We start from the raw sequence: 326 nt of genomic DNA, 5'->3' as shown, positions 1-326 counted from the left end.
TCGTCGTCGTTCGGATCGCGACTATGACCGTGACGACCGTCGTTCCGACCGCCGCCGTGGCCGTCGCGATGACCGCAACCCGCGTTATGCGGCCGACGAGAACTACGACGAGTACCGCGCGGACCGCGAAGAGCGTTCCGAGCGTCCGCGCCGTCGTGTGCGCCGCGACTTCGACCCGTTCGAGGACTGATGACATCGTCGGCTGCGACGTGCAGCGTCGCGGATAATGCCGACGTCTTCCCTCGGATGCTTCGTGGCTGAGCCGCGATGGCTGTGAGCCAAGAGCCCACCTCTTTGCGAGGTGGGCTCTTTCCGTATCGGCGGGT

At 66.0% G+C, this 326-nt stretch carries 1 protein-coding gene; it reads left to right on the top strand.

What is annotated here, in order from left to right; all coding sequences use genetic code 11:
- Positions 1 to 190 (top strand): hypothetical protein (locus B3C64_RS03915; RefSeq protein WP_291533876.1); only part of this gene is annotated, 190 nt, incomplete at its 5' end.
- Positions 191 to 326: the final 136 nt, after the last annotated feature.

The organism is Bifidobacterium sp. UBA6881 (assembly GCA_002451435.1).
In the GTDB taxonomy this organism is placed as follows: Bacteria; Actinomycetota; Actinomycetes; order Actinomycetales; family Bifidobacteriaceae; genus Bifidobacterium.
Note: the sequence above shows the minus strand (reverse complement) of the source record. Positions and strands in the feature narration are given on the sequence as shown.